17 protein-coding genes and 1 pseudogene are annotated in these 17,548 nt (G+C 68.8%); 9 read left to right on the top strand and 9 right to left on the bottom strand.

What is annotated here, in order from left to right; translation table 11 throughout:
- Nucleotides 1-48 precede the first annotated feature (48 nt).
- The gene (locus FZ046_RS14080; RefSeq protein WP_070352309.1) at nt 49-837 is read right to left on the bottom strand and encodes a methyltransferase; all 789 of its coding nucleotides are present in this window, start codon (nt 835-837) and stop codon (nt 49-51) included.
- A gap of 2 nt (nt 838-839) precedes the next feature.
- Complete coding sequence (locus FZ046_RS14075) at nt 840-1,658, bottom strand: winged helix-turn-helix transcriptional regulator (protein ID WP_070352262.1); 819 nt, start codon at nt 1,656-1,658, stop codon at nt 840-842.
- A 346-nt stretch (nt 1,659-2,004) separates the two neighbouring features.
- On the opposite strand from FZ046_RS14075, the gene ripB reads away from it, so the two are divergent.
- Complete coding sequence (gene ripB / locus FZ046_RS14070; RefSeq protein WP_246183040.1) at nt 2,005-2,676, top strand: NlpC/P60 family peptidoglycan endopeptidase RipB; 672 nt, start codon at nt 2,005-2,007, stop codon at nt 2,674-2,676.
- Nucleotides 2,677-2,723: 47 nt separating this feature from the next.
- On the opposite strand, the gene FZ046_RS14065 is transcribed toward ripB, so the two are convergent.
- Entirely contained in the window at nt 2,724-3,599 is an 876-nt protein-coding gene (locus FZ046_RS14065; RefSeq protein WP_099045856.1) for a polysaccharide deacetylase family protein, read from the bottom strand.
- A gap of 309 nt (nt 3,600-3,908) precedes the next feature.
- Here FZ046_RS14065 and lpqS point away from each other — a divergent pair, with 309 nt between their 5' ends.
- The 7 genes from lpqS (at nt 3,909) to FZ046_RS14030 (ending at nt 10,286) form a co-directional block, all read left to right on the top strand.
- Nucleotides 3,909-4,319 carry a putative copper homeostasis (lipo)protein LpqS gene (gene lpqS / locus FZ046_RS14060; RefSeq protein ID WP_246182775.1) on the top strand — a complete coding sequence of 137 codons (411 nt, stop codon included), beginning with the start codon at nt 3,909-3,911 and terminating at the stop codon, nt 4,317-4,319.
- A 110-nt stretch (nt 4,320-4,429) separates the two neighbouring features.
- Entirely contained in the window at nt 4,430-5,530 is a 1,101-nt protein-coding gene (locus FZ046_RS14055) for a PLP-dependent cysteine synthase family protein (RefSeq protein ID WP_070352265.1), read from the top strand.
- Entirely contained in the window at nt 5,530-6,792 is a 1,263-nt protein-coding gene (locus FZ046_RS14050) for an MFS transporter (protein WP_070352266.1), read from the top strand. Before FZ046_RS14055 ends, FZ046_RS14050 begins: the two co-directional genes overlap by 1 nt.
- Nucleotides 6,793-6,999: 207 nt before the next feature.
- On the top strand, nt 7,000-7,275 hold the full coding sequence (locus FZ046_RS14045) for a hypothetical protein (protein ID WP_099045857.1): 276 nt from the start codon (nt 7,000-7,002) through the stop codon (nt 7,273-7,275).
- A gap of 292 nt (nt 7,276-7,567) precedes the next feature.
- Nucleotides 7,568-8,023: a transglycosylase family protein gene (locus FZ046_RS14040; protein WP_083298107.1), complete on the top strand. Its 456-nt coding sequence runs from the start codon at nt 7,568-7,570 to the stop codon at nt 8,021-8,023.
- Between the two features lie 186 nt (nt 8,024-8,209).
- Nucleotides 8,210-9,790: an apolipoprotein N-acyltransferase gene (gene lnt / locus FZ046_RS14035; RefSeq protein ID WP_070352269.1), complete on the top strand. Its 1,581-nt coding sequence runs from the start codon at nt 8,210-8,212 to the stop codon at nt 9,788-9,790.
- A gap of 193 nt (nt 9,791-9,983) precedes the next feature.
- On the top strand, nt 9,984-10,286 hold the full coding sequence (locus tag FZ046_RS14030; protein ID WP_149484261.1) for a nitrogen regulation protein NR(II): 303 nt from the start codon (nt 9,984-9,986) through the stop codon (nt 10,284-10,286).
- A gap of 1,621 nt (nt 10,287-11,907) precedes the next feature.
- On the opposite strand, the gene FZ046_RS14020 is transcribed toward FZ046_RS14030, so the two are convergent.
- The 4 genes from FZ046_RS14020 to FZ046_RS14005 all read right to left on the bottom strand — a co-directional run bounded on the left by FZ046_RS14020 (nt 11,908) and on the right by FZ046_RS14005 (nt 14,990).
- Entirely contained in the window at nt 11,908-13,011 is a 1,104-nt protein-coding gene (locus FZ046_RS14020; protein WP_246182773.1) for a M23 family metallopeptidase, read from the bottom strand.
- Complete coding sequence (gene lgt / locus FZ046_RS14015) at nt 13,008-13,886, bottom strand: prolipoprotein diacylglyceryl transferase (protein ID WP_070352271.1); 879 nt, start codon at nt 13,884-13,886, stop codon at nt 13,008-13,010. Before lgt ends, FZ046_RS14020 begins: the two co-directional genes overlap by 4 nt.
- 91 nt (nt 13,887-13,977) lie before the next feature.
- Entirely contained in the window at nt 13,978-14,673 is a 696-nt protein-coding gene (locus tag FZ046_RS14010) for an alpha/beta hydrolase-fold protein (protein ID WP_083298110.1), read from the bottom strand.
- Between the two features lie 44 nt (nt 14,674-14,717).
- Nucleotides 14,718-14,990: a hypothetical protein gene (locus tag FZ046_RS14005; RefSeq protein ID WP_070352272.1), complete on the bottom strand. Its 273-nt coding sequence runs from the start codon at nt 14,988-14,990 to the stop codon at nt 14,718-14,720.
- A 208-nt stretch (nt 14,991-15,198) separates the two neighbouring features.
- On the opposite strand from FZ046_RS14005, the pseudogene ccsB reads away from it, so the two are divergent.
- Nucleotides 15,199-16,178 (top strand): annotated as a pseudogene (gene ccsB, locus FZ046_RS14000) (c-type cytochrome biogenesis protein CcsB).
- A gap of 15 nt (nt 16,179-16,193) precedes the next feature.
- Here the strand turns inward: ccsB and FZ046_RS13995 are convergent.
- On the bottom strand, nt 16,194-17,132 hold the full coding sequence (locus tag FZ046_RS13995; protein ID WP_070352273.1) for a M56 family metallopeptidase: 939 nt from the start codon (nt 17,130-17,132) through the stop codon (nt 16,194-16,196).
- Nucleotides 17,129-17,518, bottom strand: coding sequence for a BlaI/MecI/CopY family transcriptional regulator (locus FZ046_RS13990; protein ID WP_014805626.1), 390 nt, complete (start codon nt 17,516-17,518; stop codon nt 17,129-17,131). The genes FZ046_RS13995 and FZ046_RS13990 overlap by 4 nt, the downstream gene beginning before the upstream one ends.
- Between the last annotated feature and the right edge of the window lie 30 nt (nt 17,519-17,548).

The raw sequence follows: 17,548 nt of genomic DNA, 5'->3' as shown, positions 1-17,548 counted from the left end.
CCGGTTCCGGATGGCGACCGGGTCCCGCGACCGGTCCCGGCGTGACGGTCACCGCGGGTCGTTGGTGGTGTCCGGCTTGATCAGGGCGTAGTAGGCGTACCGACTGTCGAGGCGGTTGCGCGGGACCAGGGTGATCAGCTGCGGGGCCAGCCCGCACTCGTCGGCCAGCTGCCAGAACTCCTCGATGGTGAAGGTCGTGGTCAACGCCAGGTTGCGGGTGTAGGCCAGGCCGGGCCTGCCGCGGGTGCGACCGTCGCCGGTGTGGTACTTCATCTGGACGAAGGCCATTCCGCCCGGTCGCAGTACGCGTTGGGCGATGCCGAGGATGGTCCGCACGGCGTGGACGCCGGTGGTCACCTCGATGACGTAGAGACACAGGAACGTGTCGCACGCGTGGCGCAGGCCGTCGGCGGCCGCGTCGGGGTCGGCCAGGTCGATGCGCCGGATGTCCAGCGGGGTGTCGCACACCGCCTTCACCTGCCGGGAACATTCGGCGAGGTTGTCCGGCGAGATGTCGGCGGCGATGAACCGCTGCGCCCGCGGTGCGAAGGCCGCGGCGTTGGCTCCCCCTCCCGCGCCCCACTCGATGACCGTTCCCGGCGTCTGCACCCCCAGCGCGCGGGCGAACCGCTGGTACATCTCCCAGTGTTCGCGGCCGACCTCCTCGAAGGCCTCGTCGCCGATGCCGTCCCGCCAGTGCGAGTTGGACTCCCACGACCCGTCACCATCCGAGGCCGACCAGTAGCGCGCCGCCTGCTCGCCGATGCGGGCGTCGTGCCGGCGTGGCCGTAGCGCTCGTACGGCGGCCGCGATGAACCGTTCTCCGCGTAAGGCCATGCTCAGCCCCGTCCCTGCACGGCCGCCACGGCCGGCACCGGCACCGCTGCAGCCGCGGCCGCGCACGGCGGTGTGCGCACCGGCTGGTGCGCGGCGGCGAGGCGGTAACCGACGCCGCGCACGTTGAGCACCAGCGCCGGGTCGTCGGGATCGTCTCCGAGCCGGCGGCGCAGCGCACCGATGTGCACGCTGACCTGCTCGGCGTTGCCGGTGGGGGTCGATCCCCAGACGGCCTGCAGCAGATCGCGACGGCTCACCACCGCCCCGCGCCGCTTGGCGAGTTCGACCAGGATGTCGAACTGGGTGCGGGTCAACGCGATGGGCTCCTCGTCGATCCGCACTTCGCGCCGCCGGACGTCGATGGACAACCGACCCTGCGTGTAGCGCTGTGGCGCGATGTCCCCGGTCTCCGCGCGTGCTTCGTTGGCCGTCCATCGCCGCAGCGCGGCCCGCACCCGCGCCGCGAGTTCACGGCTGCTGCGTTCTCCGGTGAGGACGTCGTCGGCGCCCGCCCGCAGGCCCGCGACCACGACGTTCTCGTCGGCCGAACTCGAGTGCACCGTGACGTGGGCGTCGCACACGTCGCGGATCCCCCGGCACACCTGAATGACCGATTGGCCCAGCCGATCCGCGTCGAGGGCGACGAATCCGGGCCGCAGGCGGTCGGCGACCCCGACCGCCTCACCGCCGTCCTCGGCCACCACCAGGGAGACCTCATCGGTGCGGAAGTGGTCGGCGACCGCCTCGATCCATCTGAGGTGATCACCGACGATCAACATGGTCGCCGGAGTCGGTGTCATCGTCGTCGAACCGTCGCGCATCCCTTGATACTGCCCTACTACGTAGCTACGCACACGCTCAAGGGTTGGCGTGTCGGACGCTGCGCGTCGGCATCCCGCCACAGGCGTTCCGCGACGGCCGCGTCGCCGGGGCGCGGCGCGCCCGGAGTGCGCTGATTGTTACGGAAGCGAGACGAGAGGCGTGAGTCACCTCCCGTGATCGGTGTTACCGTTTTGGACGAAACGAGTTACGTACGTACTGCCCTACTACGTATCGCGGCGGTGAATCCGTCGGCATCGCCGACCATCGCGGGATCCCGCCCGTGCCCGACGCCGGGCGACGACCGAGAAGGCGAGGACCGTGTCCACGAAACTCCCCCGTCGCGCGGTGCTGAGCTGCTCGGCCGCGGCGCTGCTCGCCGTGGCCCTCGGCGCGCCGGCGGCCGCCGAACCCGGCGATGGAACCTGGGATCCGAGCCTGCCCAAGGTCGTCAGCGCCGGCGCACCGGGTGACCCGCTCGCCATCGCCAACGCCTCGCTGCGCGCCACCGCCATGGCCACCCAGACCACGATGGATCTGGGCCGCAACTTCCTGCGCACTCTGGGGTTTGGCGGCGCCGAACCCACGACCGCTCCGCTGGCGTCGGGTCGGGTGTCGGGGAGTCGGGCCATCGAGTACGTGATCCGCCGTGCGGGCACCCAACTGGGCGTGCCCTACTCGTGGGGCGGCGGCAGCCTGACCGGACCCAGCCGCGGCATCGACCAGGGCGCCGGCACGGTCGGATTCGACTGCTCCGGGCTGACCCGCTACGCCTTCGCGGGCGTCGGGATCCTGCTGCCGCGGTGGTCCGGTGACCAGTACAACGCCGGGCGCAAGGTTCCGCCGTCGCAGGCCCGCCGGGGCGACCTGTTGTTCTGGGGTCCCGGAGGCAGCCAGCACGAGGCGCTCTACCTGGGCAACGGCCAGATGCTGGAGGCCCAGCAGACGGGGGTTCCGATCAAGATCTCGCCGGTGCGGATGTCGGGGATGACGCCCTACGTCACGCGCATCATCGAATGACCCCGCCCACCGGGCGCTCGACGACGGGGCGTGTTCCCCGTCGTCGGTCAGGCCGGGGGGCCGCCGGCCCCCTGGTTGGGGATGTCGGTGATCGGGATGTTCGGCGCCGGCTTCGGCGACGGCGTGGCGGGCAGGGGCGGAACAAGCGCGGGGTCGACGTCGGCGATCGCGTTGGCCGGGGGGCCGTTCTCCCGGCCGCCGTAGCTGGTCCCCGGCGCGCGTGAGCCGAGCAGGTGACCGACGGTGACCACGTGGTAGCCGTTGGCGGCCAGCACCGGAAGGAACTGATACACCAGATCGACGGTGCTGGAGTACGTGTCGTGCAGCAGGACCACCGAACCCGGCTTGATCTGAGTCCTGAGCATGTACGTCGTGGCGGCCAGATTCGCGTCGTTGATCCAGTCGAAGGGGATGACGTCCCACAGGATCTCGGCCAGCCCCTGCCGTCCGGCTTCGGCGCGCACCGCGTCGTTGGACAGGCCCCCCGCGGGGCGGAACAGCGTGGGCGTCCGTCCGGTGGCCGCGGCGATCGCCTCCTTCCCCCTGGCGAGCTGACCGGCGATGGCGGCGACGGGGATGGTGGTCATGTTGGGGTGCTCCCAGGTGTGGGTGCCGATCTCCATGCCGGCCTCGGCGATGCGCCGGGCCGCGTCGGGGTCGGCCTGCACCTTGTTGCCGATCAGGAAGAACGTCGCCTTGGCATCACCCTCGGCGAGCACGCGCAGCAGTCGGTCGGTGAACGGGCTCGGACCGTCGTCGAACGTCAACGCGACGCACTTGTAGCGGCTGCAATCCACCTCGTCGGGACCCGCGGCGGCGCCACGACGCTGAGCCCACACCAGCAAGCCCCCCACGATCACCACGACGGCAACCAGCGCGCCCAACTGCCACACCAACGACGTTGCTGAGCGCCGCATCGGCATCGTCGAGTCCTCTCCCTCTGTTCAGCGGCGCACGCGCACGTACTGAGCACGAACGTAAATCGCCACCGGTAGCGTGTCCACCCGTCACAGCGACTTCACATCGGACGGTAACCACGCGCGCATTCAACAGTCACGACGTCGATCCGGCATCATACTACGTAGCTAGTCCGTTGAACGCCGTCACCGCACCTCAGTACCGGCACAGTGACACGAGGATCCAACACCGTTGTGCCACAGGGTTGTAACGACATCGAATCGTCGCGCGCCCAGCCGGGCGTCGTGGAATCACCTGCTACAGTCGGTAACACAATGAGGCTCAGAGACGTTCGCAGATCACGATGGACCGCAGCACTGGCGCTGTCCATCGTGATCTGCGTCGCCTTCATGGGCGGGTCGTGGGCGCACGTCAAGGACGGCGCGCCCCCTCCTCACGGTGCACATTCGGCCGCGGCGAGTCCCTACGGCGGATCCGCCGCAGACACCGAGCACCCCCATGTGTTCGAGGGTTGCCTGGTGGGAAAGGTGATTCCCCACGCCGTGCTGCCGCGCCTGACGACTGCTCTCGTGTTGACGGCGCTCGGACTCGCGGCGTCGATCGGCTTTGCGGCCGCCCTGTGGCGGCCCACCGCGGCGGCGGCCGTACGTGGCCCTCCCCGTGCCGTGGCTAACGTCATGGCGGGTCAGGCGGTACTGACCCACTTCTGCATCGCGCGTCGCTGACGGGCGAGCGTCAGACCGTGCGCCCTCGCGCGCCCGGTCGGTGATCGCTGCCCTCATCAGCAGCCGCGCCGCACCGCCGTCGTGGCTCGTAGCAGAAACGACCCTTCTCCATGAACCACGTCCTTTCCATGTCCCCCACCGCGAGGCAGCGCCGCCTCGCCCGCTTCGATCGGCCCGGCACCATGGTCGGCCACACCCCGGTGCTGCACATCGCCGCACCGTTCACCACCGATGACCGCGGCTTCTGGGCGAAACTGGAGGCAGCGAATCCGGGCGGCAGCATGAAGGACCGACCCGCGGTGCACATGGTCGAACGCGGACGGGCGCGGGGCGCCCTTCGACCGGGCGCCCGTATCGTCGAATCCACGAGCGGATCACTGGGCCTGGGGTTGGCCCTCGCCGGAATGGTGTACGGCCACCCGGTCACCGTGGTCACCGACCCCGGCATGGAACCCATCGTGCAGAACATGCTGCGCTCCTACGGCGCCGATGTCGATCTGGTCACCGAGCCGCACCCGGTCGGTGGATGGCAACAAGCGCGAAGGGACCGCGTCGCGCAGTTGACGGCCGCCGACCCCGGCGCCTGGTGCCCCAACCAGTACAACAACCCCGACAACGTCGAGGCGTATCGCGGTCTGGCCGAAGAACTCCTCGACCAACTCGGGGCGGTCGACGTTCTGGTGTGCTCGGTGGGCACCGGAGGTCATTCCGCCGGGGTGGCACGGGTGCTGCGTTCGGTCAACCCCGACCTGCAGGTGATCGGTGTCGACACGGTGGGATCGACGATCTTCGGTCAACCCGCCGGCAACCGCCTCATGCGCGGCCTCGGCTCGAGCATCTACCCCGCCAACGTCGACTACGCCGCCTTCGACGAGGTGCACTGGGTGGGTCCCGCCGAGGCCGTCTGGGCGTGCCGCACCCTCGCGGCCACCCACTACTCCAGCGGCGGATGGAGTGTCGGGGCGGTCGCACTGGCCGCGAGCTGGGCGGCCCGCAACAACACTTCGGGCACGACCATCGCAGCGGTCTTCCCCGACGGGCCGCAACGCTACTTCGACACCGTCTACAACGACGAGTACTGCCGTGAACACGGCCTGCTCGATGTCACACCACCTCGGGAGCCGGCGGTGATCAACCACCCCGGTGCACGCGTCGTGGAGTCGTGGACACGGTGCACATCCGTGGTCGATCCGACGAGGGCAGCGCTGTGATGGGCATGGTGACACAGTTCCGCAGCTTCGGATGGCCGAGCCGACTGCTGATGGTCAACCAGTTCGGCATCAATCTGGGGTTCTACATGTTGATGCCCTATCTGGCCGGGTATCTAGCCGGGCCTCTGGGGTTGGCCGCCTGGGCCATCGGACTGGTGCTGGGCGTGCGGAACTTCTCTCAGCAGGGCATGTTCATCGTCGGGGGCACCCTCGCCGACCGCCTCGGTTACAAACCGTTGATCGTGGCGGGTTGTCTTCTCCGTACCGGCGGCTTCGGTCTGCTCGTATTCGCCGATTCGCTGACGGCGATGGTGATCGCCTCGGCGGCAACGGGATTCGCCGGGGCGCTGTTCAACCCGGCGGTGCGTGCCTACCTCGCCGCGGACGCAGGAGATCGCCGCGTCGAGGCGTTCGCGTTGTTCAACGTCTTCTACCAAGGCGGCATCCTGGCCGGCCCGTTGGTCGGCCTGACCCTGATGTTCCTCGACTTTCGCGTCACGGCCGCCGCGGCAGCGGCGGTGTTCGGTGTGTTGACCGTGGCTCAACTGTGTGCCCTGCCGCAACGCGTCACCCCGCCGGATCGAGAACACACCTCGGTCCTCGACGACTGGCGCACCGTAGTCGGCAACCGTTCGTTCCTGCTGTTCGCCGCGGCGATGATCGGCTCGTACGTCCTGTCATTCCAGGTGTACCTCGCGCTGCCGCTACACGCCAGACAGCTCGCTCCCGCACACGAAACCATAGTCGTCGCAGCGGTGTTCGCGGTGTCGGGGCTGGTCGCCGTGGCCGGCCAGATGCGCATCACGCGGTGGTTCGCCCGGCGCTGGGGTCGCGGCCGCTCGCTCGTGGTCGGCATGGCGATCCTCGCGACGTCGTTCGTGCCCCTTGCCGTGCTCCCCGGCGAAAGCCGCCTCGGCCAGGGCGCCGCCGTGGCCGCACTGCTCGTCGCGGCGGCGATCCTGGCGGTCGGGTCCGCCGCGGTGTTCCCCTTCGAGATGGACACCGTCGTGTCGCTGGCCAGGGACGAGCTCGTCGGAACCCACTACGGCTTCTACAACACGATCGTCGGTGTGGGCATCCTGGCCGGCAATCTGCTCACCGGCACGCTGATGCAAGCTGCACGCAACGCCGGCGCGCCTGAACTCGTCTGGGTTGCACTGAGCCTCATCGGCATTCTCTCGGCCTGGGCGCTGCACCGACTCGGCCGCCGCGGTCTACTCGACGCGCCGCAACCCGCAGTTGCGCACTCCACCGACTCCTAGCACGCCCAAGCGACGAAGCCGCCGCGCCGTCGACTCGGACACCGGGAGGGCAGGAATGGACTGACGTACAGCACACGCACCGAAAGTCGTTGCCGACGATGACCGAACAAGACGGTGGGACCCGGATCGCACCCGGGCCCCACCAACAATCCCATCAGGAAACGGAGACATCTCATGAACAGAATTGCCAGCACAATCCTAGCGGGAATGGCCGCGGTCGGCGCGCTCACGCTCACCACCCCGGCCCCGGCGGGAGCGGCGCCCACCGGCCCGAGAAACGCGGCGGACGTCATCGCGGCGTTGGAAGACCGAGGTTTCGAAGTCATCCTCAACAAGATCGGCGCCGCGCCGTTGACCGACTGTGGTGTCACCGCCGTTCGGCCCGGAAGGCAGGTGAACGAATTGGTTCCCACCACCCAGGGTCGCAACCGCACGGTCGAGCGGGTCAAGTACGCGACGGTCCACGTGGACGCCACGTGCTGAACACCTGACCTCGAGGAAGCAGGTGTCGGGGCGCCCGCACGTCGTGCGGGCGTCCCGCGCTGGTTCACCCGTCACAGTGTCGACACATCGGATCGTATGAGCGCGTTGTTATTCGGGGGCGGGTAACGACCGGAATTGGCTACGTAGTTACTCCGTAAGAAGGTTGCCAGGATTTTCTCACTTTCCGCACGCTGTTCACACCGGCCACGGGAGTGCACGATCGTCACACGGACAACAGGACTCGGGAGCGGATGTGCGCCGCGGCTCGACCTCGACGGGAAGAGGTGCCCCGATGCAGTCTCGACGCAGGTTGCCGATGATCGTCGGCGTGGGGGCCACGCTCGTCGTGGCGGCGCTGACGTGGGGGACCTCCCCGGCTCGTGCGAACGCGATCGACTGGGATGCGGTCGCGCAGTGCGAGTCCGGCGGTGACTGGACGATCAGCACGGGCAACGGATACTCCGGCGGCCTGCAGTTCAGTCCCGCGACCTGGGCCGAGCACGGCGGCCGCGGTGACCCGGCGCGCGCCTCGCGCTCCGAGCAGATCCGGATCGCCGAACGCGTATTGCGCACCCAGGGCCTGGGCGCCTGGCCCGTGTGCGGACCGCGCGGCGTCGATCACACCGGAGCGCCTCGGGCACCCCGCCTCGTCGGGTGTGAGGTGTTGCCCGCCAACGCCTTCGGGCTGTGGGATCTTCGCCGGCTCTGTCAGACCCTCACGACGACCATCGCCCCCGGCGGCGGATGATCCTCCGCGACCCTTCACCGCATCTCGCTGACCGCAGAAGCTACTACTCGATATAGTACTAACTGTGTCAGTACTACGTTGCGGTAGGCCGTTACAGTGAGCGCCGCCGCCTGGACGCGCGCACGCCCATGGAGGACGGGTATCGCGGCGACAGTGTGGTCGCGATCGACGACGGCGGCCGTCGCTGTGACCGCGGGGCTGCTGGTGTCGGCGAGCTTCGCCCCGCTGGACTGGTGGTGGAGCGCGATCATCGGGATGGGCGTACTGGGGTGGCTGCTCACCCGGCGGGTCACGACCACGTCGGGCGCGCTCGGATGCGCACTGGTGTTCGGCATGGCGTTCTACCTGCCGCTGCTGCCGTGGACGGGCGCGTTCGTAGGCCCGGCGCCCTACCTGGCCCTCTCCACGGTGTGCGCGGTGTTCCCGGTGGCGTTCGCGGCCGTCACGCGTCCGCTTCGCGGGTCGGTGGGGTGGCCGCTGTGGTGGGCGGCGTGCTGGGTCGTCGTCGAGTGGCTCAAGACCCTGGTCCCCTTCGGCGGCTTCCCGTGGGGTGTGCTCGCCTACGGCCAGACCGACGGGCCGCTGGCCGCGTTCGCACGGTTGGGCGGCGCGCCGCTGGTGTCGTTCGCCACCGCGTGGGCCGGGTTCAGCGCGGCGGCGATGATCGGGCGGGCGCGCACCGTGGGCCGCGAGTCGCGACGTGAGGCGGTCATCGCTGCGGTGAGTCTGATCGCCATCGGCCTCGGCGCTTTGTCCATCTGGCCGCTGGTACGCCAATCCGCGGCACCGTCAGCGCCGTCGATCACCGTCGCCCTCGTCCAGGGCAACGTGCCCCGCCTCGGCCTGGACTTCAACGCCCAGCGCCGCGCCGTTCTCGACAACCACGTCACCGAGACGCTGCGCCTCGCCGAGGACGTGTCCGCGGGCCGCGTCGCAGCCCCGCAGATCGTGTTCTGGCCCGAGAACTCCTCCGACGTCAACCCCCTCGTCGACGACGACGCGCGCCGCCGCATCACCGCTGCGGCCGCGGCGATCGACGCGCCGATCCTCATCGGGACGGTGCTGCGACGCCCCGAGTGGACACCGCAGACCCCCGCCACGTCCAACACGATGATCGTGTGGAATCCGGGCACCGGCCCCGCCGAACGCCACGACAAGAAGATCATTCAGCCGTTCGGCGAATATTTGCCGTGGCGCAACGTGTTCCGCCACCTCTCGTCCTACGCCGACCGGGCCGGCTTCTTCGTCCCCGGCTCGGGAAACGGAATCGTGCACGCCGCGGGTGTACCCGTCGGGGTCGCCACCTGCTGGGAGGTCGTCTTCGACCGCGCCGCCCGCGACGCCGTCCTGGCCGGCGCCCAGATGCTGGTGGTGCCGTCCAACAGCGCCACCTTCACCGAGCAGATGAGCCGCCAGCAACTGGCATTCGGAAGATTGCGCGCCATCGAGCACGACCGCAGCGTCGTGGTGGCCAGCACCACCGGTGTCAGCGCGGTCATCGCACCCGACGGGCGCGCCGTGTCTACCACCGCATTCAACACGTCGGGCTATCTCGTCGAGCGGATTGCCCTGCGCAGCGGACCGGCACCGGCCACCCGATGGACTCCACGGATCCAGCGGGCGCTGTCGGTGCTCGCCGTCACCGTCGCGGCGGTCTCACTCGTCGGGCGCCGATCTCGCCGGCGTCCATCGCGGCCTCTGCGGACGATGCGTGCGACGCGACGACACGCACGGTCGGCCCCGCTGCGTGATGCGCCACCGGATTGAGTTGTTCGGCCCGCGCTCTTACGACGTACTGACTAGCTTAGTAAGTATGAATGCGGAACGGGCCGTTGCGGCGACGAGTGGATGCGGTCATTCACCCGACCGTCGACGAGCGCAGGATCTCGATCCCCACGCCGTGCTGGAGAGCGTGCCGGCGCGCAGCTTGATGGAGCGCCTGTCGATTCCCCTCATCGCGGTGAGCGACAGCGGACACATCGTCGCGGCCAACGACGCGTTCGCCGCGCTCATCGGGAACCCGGCGGCCCGGCTGGCCGAGATGACCTGCGATCGGATGTTCCGCGACGCCGTCCCCGGACAGTCGATGGTGGGTTTCGTCGGCGACCGAGCCGAGCAGGTGGTCCTGCTCGAACACGCCGACGGGCACAGGGTTCACGCCAAAATGACCCGGTCGGTGTTGCTGCGCCGCGACGAGTCCGTTGCGCTGGTGGCGTTCACCGACGTCAGCGAACTGCACTGGACCGAGGGACGCGCCCAATGAGTCGGCAACGCAGTGTCACCGCGTCCGTCGGCTGCGCAACGAGAGGGCCTCGGCCGTAGCGTGAAACCGAGACCACACGTACCCCGAATAACGAGACCACACGTACCCCGAGTAAGGAGACCGATGCCGTCCGCAACACCCATATTCGACGCCTTGGCCGAGCAGATGCTCGGCCCACTCGCTGATTTCGTGCCGCACTTGCTGATTGTTGGACGCACCGAAACCCCACGGTCCCTGTGCGAGGGCCAGACGAGCGGGCCACCTACCCCGCCTGAGGTTGGTCGGCTCAACTACCCCAACCGCGCCTCATCGCCGACTGCGCGGCATCGACTGCTTTGACCCCGGCGTCCGCGGAGACCGTGTCACTGCCACACGGTGGCGGCCTGGTGGTTTACGACGGGACCCGAGCCGCATCCGTGTGCAGATCGTTAACGCTCCGCTAGCCGGGCGAAGCTGCAGACCCCGATCAGCCGACCGCTGCAACGGGTCCGTTACTTCCGCCTTCGGTGAACTCAACTCTCCAGCGCCTAAAAGAGCCCGTGGCGTCGCACCGTCCCGGAAAGAACGGACTGAGCCTCAACAGCGCATCGACCGCCAACCGGCCGGGCTGCCCGTCCTAGGAGTCGGCGCCTCTTCGTCCCCTTACGTGCGGTTCGAACCGGGGCGACGCGACCAAAGAATGGGCCGTCACTCCCGGCAGCGTTGACGCAATGCGCACCGCCGCGTAGCCCAGCATCTTCAGAAGGCTTCGAAAAACGGCGCACCGTCAACGGGCGGCCTCGACGCCTTCGTTGGCACGCCGGTAGCGCAAACCTCATCGCTACAAAGTTTAGCCTGCCCACCGAGTCGACAGCTCGCATTGCCGCAGAGCATAGCCGTCACAGCGCATCTAACACCTCGCCGCCGGAAGGCACTATAAACCCACCGGTCACACAGTCGCTGATCGACGCTCAGTCATCTCAACATTGACTTCGCCTTCGGCCGATCAGACGGTCTACTTACTTGCTCAGTAGCAGTTCTATAATGGGCTTCGCCAGGAGGGCCAACTCCGACCAGCAGAGGACTACGAAGCGCATGAGTAGACGACATACCACCATCCTGACTTTTACTTCTGCTGCTATCTTCAGCGGCCTACTTGTGCGCACCGCCGCGCAGCTGCGGTGGGATCGTGACAATACGGTAGATGCCCGTTGCTGCAATCGGCTCAACGAACGACGCGCCCACCCCGAACTCGAACCGCAATAATGGAGCGGAAGCGCTTCCATGAGATCTGCCCCTACGGCACGCAAGGCAGGCTGTCCGAATAGCTGGTCAAACGCAGGTTTATACGGCCTGCCTCAGCGAGCGATTCCACTAGCTTGGTCGACCCTCTCGGTTTCTTCGTCGAAACGATGAAGCGGCAAGCAATGCGCTGACCGCAGCCGTCCGCCCGTTTCCCCCTGGCCAGCAGCGTTCATGACGCTACCTTAGGCTCGCTGGCCGGTCCTACGCTGTTCGCGCCGCCGCTGCCGGACCGTGAGCCGCACGCCGCCCGCGTCGGGCCAACGAACAACGAACACGTCGCGCTTCGAAGGTAACTCGGGTCAACGGCGAGACGACGGAGCCGTGTGACACACGCGGGCTAACCGGTCAGCGCACTGAGCGCGACCCCGCGCTCGGCCAGCCACGGCAACGGGTCCGTTTGTCGGTCCCCGGCGAGGTGGACCTCGAAGTGCAGGTGGGGGCCGGTGGAGTTCCCGGTGTTGCCCATCAGCGCGACCTGGTCACCGGCCATCACGCGCTGGCCGGTTTGCACGGTCGCACGGTCGATGTGCCCGAACAAGGTGACCGTTCCATCGTTGTGGCGCAGCTTGACCCACAAGCCGAAGCCGGCGACTGGGCCCGCAGCGATCACCACTCCGTCGGCGGGGGCATTGATCGGCGTGCCGATGGCGTTGGCGATGTCGATTCCGCCATGCATCACTCCCCACCGTGTCCCAAAACCCGAGGTCAAGACGCCGCGCGTCGGGCTCGCGTAGAGCGGTCGCTGTAAGCGGCTCTCGCGCTCAGCACGCTCCTGCGCGAAGGCGACGGCGTGGACGAACTCCTCGGCCAGCACCGACGCGGCCGGGGCGGCGTCCAGGGTGACGATCTGCATGCCCTCATCAGCGCTGGCGGCGACGGCTCCCGGTGCGCCCATCGGGTTGCCCGTAGCGCTGCCCGCAGTGACCGCGGCGTGCGCCGCGGCGGAAACGGCACCGGCGGCGAGAGCTGCCATCAAGGATCGGGCCGGGATCGGGCGCGTCGTTGAGCGGCGATGACGCGCCGGCGACCGGGGGCGTCCCCGACGCCGGTGACGTGCGCTTCGGTTCGGTAAGCCGTGGCCCGGAGACAGCTCGTCGGCCGGTGGTGTAAGAACGAGCGGACGCTGGTCGTCGTCGTCGTCGCCGTCGTCGTCCAGCTCGCGGCAGTGCAGGACACGGAAGTCGTGGTCGAACACACGTCCCGAAACGGCGGCGGGGACGATCCGCGCATCGACGCCGTCGCAGGGCGCGTTCTCGCTCATCGCGCCGAGGCCGGCGCGGTGAGCGGTGTGAGCGACCGGTCGCGACGGTGGCGCGTCGATGCGCCGCCCGTGCGACATCTGCGCTTCACGGGCTGAGGGGCCGTAATCGGCAATAGCCGGCGGCTGGACCCTTGGCGGGGGCCGGCCGGCGGGCGGGAAGTGTGTCAGCGTGTCGGTCACGGCGCCGACTTCGACGCCAATCCGAGCGCCGCGGGATGCTCGCGGCCCCGTGGCGCCTTCGCGATATTGATCAGCGCCGCCACCATCACCACGGTCGCGGTGATGGTGTTGATGCGCAGCGGGCCCAGATGCGTCGCCGGGTCACTGCGTAGCAACTCCACCCAGAAACGCCCGAGACAGTAGGCGGCGACGTAGACGGCGAAGAGCCGTCCGTGACCGAGGTCGTACCGACGATCCAGGTAGAGCAGTGCAGCGAAGACCACCAGGCTCCACAGTGCCTCGTAGAGGAACGTCGGGTGCACCACCAGAGCGATCTGGCCGGTGGAGGTGCCGTCGAGCAGGCTGATGCCGACCCTGCCGGAGGGGTCGCGCCGGTAGAGGATTTCCAGGCCCCAGGGCAGGTCCGTGGGTCCGCCGTAGAGTTCCTGATTAAAGTAGTTGCCGACCCGTCCGATCGCCTGAGCCAGGACGACACCCGGCGCGACCGCATCGGCAAACGCCGGTAGCGCGATGCCGCGCCGGCGACAGCCCAGCCAGGCGCCCACGCCGCCGAGCGCGACCGCCCCCCATGTGCCCAGGCCGCCGCCCCAGATGCGCAGCGCGGCCAGTCCTCCCTTGCCGCCGTCGCCGAAGTAGGTGCTCCAGTCGGTGAGGACGTGGTAGGCCCTGCCGCCGACGACGCCGAAAGGCACTGCCCACACGGCGACCTCGGCGACGGTGCCGGGCACGCCGCCTCGAGCGGTCCAGCGTCTCTGGCCGATCCACACGGCGACGACGATGCCGGCGATGATGCACAACGCGTAGGCGCGCACGGGAAAGGGTCCCAGATGCCACACGCCCTGCGGCGGGCTCGGCAGGTAGGCGGACACGGTCACCGGGCGAAAGCCTTCCGGTTCGGCGACGGCGTTGGCGCGGGCGTGGATTCGCCCGGCGGTCGCACGGCGGTGACGGCGACCGGGCGGTCATTCATGCGGGGGGTTGGGCGCCGAGGGCGCGTTGCAGGTCGGGTTTCATCGCCTGCAGCTGCCGGCCCCAGTACTTCCAACTGTGCGTTCCGGTCGGCAGTAGATTGAACACGCCGTTCCTGCCACCCAGTGTCAGGTAGATGTCTTGGAAAGTTCGGTTGGTGAGCACGGTCAGCCCCTCAAGGGCTTTGGCGGGCACGTTGTCGCCGGCGGCTGACCGTCGACGTCGGCGGGGTCGCCGTCGCTGCTGTAGTTCACGACGCGGGTGTCGTTGGCAATCAAGGTCGCGATGTTGACCATGGGGTCGTTGCGCTTCCACGCCGGGTCGCTGGCCGGCCCCCATGTCGACGGTCTTGCATCCGCCGGCGTCGCCCATCGCCAGACCGACCAGAGTGGGCCACCAGCCCTCGGACGGGTTGAGGAACCCCGACAGCGCGGCTGCGTAGCCGAACTGCGCGGGATGTTGAATCGCGAGGATGAGCGCGGCCGAACCTGCCATCGGCAGGCCGACTGCCGCGCTTCCGGTGGGCTTGACCTGCTGAGTATTCACCCACCAGTTGTTATCGTGTCGGTGTTTCGACGACCGTCGGTCATCGGTGCGCCTCTCATCGTGGATCGCGCGCCCGCAGTCCGATCGAGTTGAGGCGCGCTGCGCACCGACCGCGGTCGCGATCGCGTGTGCGCACACGATGCTCATCGCGTCACACCCGGACGGGATCCACGCGCACCTCGGAACGGTTTTCACGCCTTCGCCGTGGAGCCGACGAGCAGGAACCCGCCCAGGACGAGGACGCCGGCCATCGGGTAACCGACGAGCAGGTCCTGATATCCCAGAAGGTGCAGCCGGCCCAGATGGGTGACCATGTGCACGACCGCCATGATCGCGCCGACGCCGACCAGCAGCCAGCCCGCCAACCGACGTCGACGCACGCGCCGGTACGCCGCGGTGTACAGCGACGGCTGCGGCGAACGCGGCGGGAAACCGCCGGGCCTGACACGACGAATCGGACTCACCGGACCGTCCCTCCGAGTGCTGATGACATTTCTACTTAATCGGATAGTACTGACTTGAACAGTAGATGCAACATCGACGCCATGCACGGTGGATGTAAGCGACCCGGCGCACACGTCGCGGCGCACGACGCCAACCCAGGGTGGGGCGCGCCGCATCGAAGTACTATCTTGCTCAGTAGGTGTATCCAGTTGAACGCGAGGGGATGACATGAACTCGGTGCGCATCGACCTCGGCTTGTCCCGCTACTCCGATATGGCGTTCACCTCCGCGGTGGTGGTGCTGGTGGTGGCGCTTCTGGTCCTCGCGGTCGAACTCGCCCGTGTCCGCGTCCGACGCGTGCACCCCCGTACGCCGGCGGCCACCGTCGTCGCCGGCGACGGCCGCCCCGGTCTGGTCGTCGAGGCCCCGTGCGGTCGTGGGACGAACGCCTCGGCGGGGCGGGTTTGGCGCTGGTCTACCTCGGCGCGGCACTGCTGCTGACGTGCCTCGTGCTGCGTGGCCTGGCTACCGCGCGGGTGCCCTGGGGCAACATGTACGAGTTCATCAATGTGACCTGTCTGGCGGGTCTGACGGCCGCGGCGGTCGCGCTGCGCAAACCGCACAACCGCGGTTTGTGGGTCTTCGTGTTGCTGCCGGTGTTGATCCTGCTGACGATCTCGGGGCGCTGGCTGTACGCCGACGCCGCTCCGGTGATGCCCGCGCTGCAGTCCTACTGGCTGCCGATCCACGTCTCTGTGGTCAGCCTCGGATCGGGGGTGTTCCTCGTCGCCGGCGTCGCGAGCATCCTGTTCCTGCTCAAGACCTCGCGGGTCGGCGACGGTCTCCACGACGGGGACGACGACGTGTTGTCGCGCATACTCGCTCGACTACCGGAGGCACGGGCACTCGACGAGATCGCCTACCGCACCACGATCTTCGCGTTTCCGGTGTTCGGGTTCGGCGTCATCTTCGGTGCGATCTGGGCGGAGGAGGCGTGGGGCCGCTTCTGGGGCTGGGATCCCAAGGAGACGGTGTCCTTCATCGCGTGGATCGCCTATGCGGCCTATCTGCACGCCCGGTCGACCGCCGGGTGGCGCGACCGCCGAGCGGCGTGGGTCAACGTGGTGGGTTTCGTCGCGATGGTGTTCAATCTGTTCTTCATCAACCTCGTCACGGCGGGCCTGCACTCCTATGCCGGCGTCACCTGACGGGCGACGGCGTGCTCAGCTGCAGACGAACATCCCCGACGCGGCCATGGTCAGGACGCCCAGCGGTGCCAGAGCGATGAACGCCGCGGTACCGGCGAGTGCGGCGTCGAGGCTGCACGCGCCGGCACCCGGTGGTGACGTCAACCGCTCGGCGCGACTGACCACGGCGACGTCGGCGGCGCCCAGCCCGCCGGCGGGCGCCGCCCCGGCCAGCGTGAGCAAGCCGCCCAGAACGGCGTGCCGTCCGAAACGTCGGGCCGCGGCGTCATCGGCGCACATCTCCAGCAGCCGGGTGACCTCCAGTGCGCCGTCGCGCATCAACGCCAGTCGCGGCAGCACCGCGGCCACCGCGCGCACCAGAATGGTCACCTCGAGATGGTGTCCGCGGACGTGCGCCCACTCGTGGGCGAGCACCGCCCGCATCTCGTGGTCGTCGAGGGCCGACACCGCGGCACTGGTCACCACGATCGTCGACGGCTTGCCGGCCACGCAGTAGGCGGCGCGGATGTCGGCGTCGACGACGAACGTGCCCTGTTCCAGGATCGGTCGACCCACCAGGCGGATCCCGTGGGCGTGGCCGTGAGCCTGCGCCCGCAGCCGCGCCACGGTGCGCGTCAGCCGTACGGCGAGGACCGCGACGGCGGCGACGACGACCCCCGCGCCGAGCAGCAGGACCCCGCGCGGTGCGCTTCCCGACCGGCCCGCCAGGACCCGGCACAGCAGTTCGATGCACGAGTCGATGAAGGAGTGCTGCCGGCTCCAATGCGCGACTTCGTCAACCACGATCAGCACCGCCGAGACCAGCCAGGTCGCGAGCACGCTGACCATCGCGGTCAGCCACGTCGCCACTCCCAGGCGGGGTGCGCGTCCCGTTCTGGTCAGTGCCCGCAGCGCGGGCGGACCCAAGAGGACTACCGCTGCGCTGTAGAGCAGCAGGCAGGCGGCCAGACTCACTGGCGTTTGGCCCTGGCGGAGCGTCTCGACAGTCGGCGCAGGGCTGATCGCAACCCCTCGGACTCCTCGGGCCCGATCTGTTCGATGAAGTGGTTGAGCACCAGTTCCGAGCGGCCGCCGCCGTCGAGGGCCTCGCGCATCAATCGGGCGGTGTGCTCCTCGCGGGTCAGCACCGCCCAGTAGCGGTAGGCGCGGCCGTCGCGCTCACGCTCCAGCCAACCCTTGGTGTGCAGGTTGTCCATCGTCGACATCACCGTGGTGTAGGCGATGCGCCGCTCCCCGGCCATCTCCTCGAAGATCTCGCGCACGGTGACGGTGTAGGGATCGTGATCCCACACCCGATCCATCACCGCGGCCTCCAGCTCGCCGAACCCTCGAACCCTCACCGCGCACCCTTCACCGTCGTTGCCGGGCAG

The sequence above is a fragment of the Mycolicibacterium grossiae genome, assembly GCF_008329645.1.
GTDB classification, from domain to species: Bacteria; Actinomycetota; Actinomycetes; order Mycobacteriales; family Mycobacteriaceae; genus Mycobacterium; species Mycobacterium grossiae.
The sequence above is the reverse complement of the archived record's forward strand: the minus strand, read 5'-3'. Positions and strand labels throughout refer to the sequence as shown.

Coding starts and splice junctions, on each gene's coding strand:
- FZ046_RS14080 (WP_070352309.1), bottom strand. CDS start 837: ATGGCCTTACGCGGAGAACGGTTCATCGCGGCCGCCGTACGAGCGCTA.
- FZ046_RS14075 (WP_070352262.1), bottom strand. CDS start 1,658: ATGCGCGACGGTTCGACGACGATGACACCGACTCCGGCGACCATGTTG.
- FZ046_RS14065 (WP_099045856.1), bottom strand. CDS start 3,599: ATGCCGATGCGGCGCTCAGCAACGTCGTTGGTGTGGCAGTTGGGCGCG.
- lpqS (WP_246182775.1), top strand. CDS start 3,909: ATGAGGCTCAGAGACGTTCGCAGATCACGATGGACCGCAGCACTGGCG.
- FZ046_RS14055 (WP_070352265.1), top strand. CDS start 4,430: ATGAACCACGTCCTTTCCATGTCCCCCACCGCGAGGCAGCGCCGCCTC.
- FZ046_RS14050 (WP_070352266.1), top strand. CDS start 5,530: ATGGGCATGGTGACACAGTTCCGCAGCTTCGGATGGCCGAGCCGACTG.
- FZ046_RS14045 (WP_099045857.1), top strand. CDS start 7,000: ATGGCCGCGGTCGGCGCGCTCACGCTCACCACCCCGGCCCCGGCGGGA.
- FZ046_RS14040 (WP_083298107.1), top strand. CDS start 7,568: ATGCAGTCTCGACGCAGGTTGCCGATGATCGTCGGCGTGGGGGCCACG.
- FZ046_RS14010 (WP_083298110.1), bottom strand. CDS start 14,673: ATGAGCATCGTGTGCGCACACGCGATCGCGACCGCGGTCGGTGCGCAG.